Genomic DNA, 2,064 nt, shown 5'->3' with positions numbered 1-2,064 from the left:
GGGTCCTGGAGTGTGGTGAACACCGTCACCCTGACCGGCCTGTCCCCCGATGCCATCTACTTTGCCAATATCAAGCTGGAGACCCGCAACCAGCTGACCGGCGACGGCAACACCCGCTACCGCGTCGAGCGGGATCTGCGCGATGGCGGCACCTGGCTTGGCTACGAGACGCTGGGCGGGACCGACCAGTCCACGACGGACTGGCTGGTGCGCATCCACAGCGACTCGATCAACGGCGATTTTGACGGGGTGCGCTACCGGGTCAGCATTCTGACCGGCTCGGTCAGCAGCCCGATTTTGCGCAGGCTGCGCATGACCATCACAGGAGTGACACGATGATTGTCTGGGCCGAGGCCGATGCGGCGGGTCTGCCCGCCGTGACCGGCAAATGTACCAATCCCGAAGATGTGCCGGAGGGCGCGGTGATCGTGCCGCCCGGTATCGATCCCGCCACATGCATTCTGCGCGGCGGGGAATGGCTGCCGCAGCCGCAGGAGGAGACCCCATGACCACTGTCGCCATCGATCCCGCCGTCGCCCTTGCCGAGGCCCATGCCCTGGTCGAGCATTACCGCAACCGCAGCCTGATCCAGGCGCAGGCCATCGCGGATCTTCAGGCCCGTATCACCGAACTGGAAGCAGCCGGCGCGACCACCGAGGAGCACACCGATGCCTGATCTCCCGACCAGCTATTCCACCGGCACCATCGCGGTCGGCGCCGGATCGACCACTGTCACCGGCACCGGCACCAGCTGGGTCGCCGCCGGGCTGGAGGCGGGCGACATCCTCTGGGCCGCCGGGCTCAGCGTCAGGATTGCCAGCGTGAACAGCGCAACCTCGATCACGCTGGCCTATCCATGGCCGGGCGCCGCGCTCTCCGGCGCGAATTACGAGGTGCGGTTCACGCCCGATGCCACCCGCGTGCTGTCGGCCGCGCGCGAGGTGCTGTCGGCCCTGACCAATGGCAACCTGTCGTCACTCGCGGGCCTCACGACAGCGGCCAACAAGCTCGCCTATTACACCGGCGCCGGGACGTCGGCGCTGACCGATCTGACATCGCAAGCGCGCGGCCTGCTGGGCGGCACGGCCCTCACGCGGTCGGGCAGCGATTACACGCTCTCGGGAAAGCTGATCGGCACGGCTGTCACCCAGTCGGCTACCGACACGACTGCGGGCAGGCTGCTGCGCACCGATGACAATATCCAGTTCCATGTGATGCGCCGGTTTGGCGGCTATTACCCGGCAGGTAGCGGCGCCAATATCGACAATGCGGTAGCTGGTGACGTTGGACTTTATGATGCAACATTGGCTGGCACCTTCCCGGAAGGGTCCGGTTTCTGGTGGGTCACGACTCAGGCGATGTATGCGGGGAGCGCCGCGCACCAGCGTGCTATCCGATATACAGGCGTGGGCACCCCGCCAGCCGCGACGAACGAATATATGCGTACCCGGGCAAATGACGGCACATGGGGCGCCTGGCGGCGCGTATATAACAGCGGATCAGTGGTTGGTTATGCGAGTCAGTCCGGGGGCGTGCCGACAGGCGCGCTGTTTGATCCATCGTCAAACGCCAACGGCCGATACCACCGTGATGCCGGAGGTCTGATGACCTGCACCCACACTTTCGTGATCAAGCCAAGCAGCGACACCACATCCGGGGTCAAATCAGCAACATGGACGTTCCCGGCGGCATTTGCTGATTCATTGTCTATCGTGCCGACCGGCGCACTGCTTTCGTCGTCACCCAACGGACGCATCGGGCTGACCTTTGGCTTCCCCACAACAACATCTGTCGTCGTGTATTACAACGAGATTGCCGGCACGAGCAGCGATGTAAATGTCCGCGTGCAGGCGGTCGGTCGCTGGTATTGAGGAGACCCACCATGATCATCACCCTATCTCCCATCCGCTCCGACGCCGCCCTGACGCTGATCCGCCAGGGCGACACCCTGATCCTCAACGGCGTGGCCTATGATTTTGGCCCGCTCGCCGAGGGCGCCACCCTGCCGCGCGAGGCCATCGCCTGCGACTGGCTGGCCTCGGATGTGACCCGTATCGACGGTAA

The 2,064-nt window shown here is 64.7% G+C and carries 4 protein-coding genes and 1 pseudogene; all 5 read left to right on the top strand.

Annotation, left to right across the window (positions count from 1 at the left end):
• Positions 1–339 (top strand): hypothetical protein (locus IE126_RS11130; RefSeq protein WP_229825409.1); only part of this gene is annotated, 339 nt, incomplete at its 5' end.
• Positions 336–509: a hypothetical protein gene (locus IE126_RS11125; RefSeq protein WP_158640818.1), complete on the top strand. Its 174-nt coding sequence runs from the start codon at positions 336–338 to the stop codon at positions 507–509. The genes IE126_RS11130 and IE126_RS11125, both read left to right, overlap by 4 nt.
• On the top strand, positions 506–676 hold the full coding sequence (locus IE126_RS11120; RefSeq protein WP_189380989.1) for a hypothetical protein: 171 nt from the start codon (positions 506–508) through the stop codon (positions 674–676). The genes IE126_RS11125 and IE126_RS11120 overlap by 4 nt, the downstream gene beginning before the upstream one ends.
• Complete coding sequence (locus tag IE126_RS11115; RefSeq protein ID WP_189380988.1) at positions 669–1,871, top strand: hypothetical protein; 1,203 nt, start codon at positions 669–671, stop codon at positions 1,869–1,871. Before IE126_RS11120 ends, IE126_RS11115 begins: the two co-directional genes overlap by 8 nt.
• 11 nt (positions 1,872–1,882) lie before the next feature.
• Positions 1,883–2,064, top strand: a pseudogene (locus IE126_RS11110) (hypothetical protein); the annotation flags it as partial.

Source organism: Gemmobacter nanjingensis (genome assembly GCF_014652195.1).
In the GTDB taxonomy this organism is placed as follows: Bacteria; Pseudomonadota; Alphaproteobacteria; order Rhodobacterales; family Rhodobacteraceae; genus Gemmobacter; species Gemmobacter caeni.
The sequence above is the reverse complement of the archived record's forward strand: the minus strand, read 5'-3'. Positions and strand labels throughout refer to the sequence as shown.